This window comes from Streptomyces sp. GbtcB6 (assembly GCF_019091475.1).
GTDB lineage: Bacteria > Actinomycetota > Actinomycetes > Streptomycetales > Streptomycetaceae > Streptomyces > Streptomyces hyaluromycini.
On record NZ_JAGXJL010000211.1, the window covers coordinates 1 to 388 of the forward strand.

General features: G+C 58.0%; 1 rRNA gene. It reads left to right on the plus strand.

Annotation, left to right across the window (positions count from 1 at the left end):
- Positions 1 to 67: ribosomal RNA gene (locus KVT45_RS55200) — 16S ribosomal RNA — on the plus strand; the annotation flags it as partial.
- Positions 68 to 388 lie beyond the last annotated feature (321 nt).

Genomic DNA, 388 nt, shown 5'->3' on the forward strand with positions numbered 1-388 from the left:
ACTGGCGATTGGGACGAAGTCGTAACAAGGTAGCCGTACCGGAAGGTGCGGCTGGATCACCTCCTTTCTAAGGAGCACTTCTTGCCAACTCCGGTTGGCCAGAGGCCAGTACATCGGCGAATGTCTGATGCTGGTTGCTCATGGGTGGAACGTTGACTATTCGGTCGGGATCTTGGGTCGGAGGCTGCTAGTACTGCTCGTCAGAGCGTGGAACGCATGATCTTCGGACGGGGTCTGGCCGGGCACGCTGTTGGGTGTCTGAGGGAATGAGTTCCCTCGATGCCGGCCCCAGTGAACTCCAGCTTTGGTTGGGGGTGATGGGTGGCTGGTCGTTGTTTGAGAACTGCACAGTGGACGCGAGCATCTGTGGCCAAGTTTTTAAGGGCGC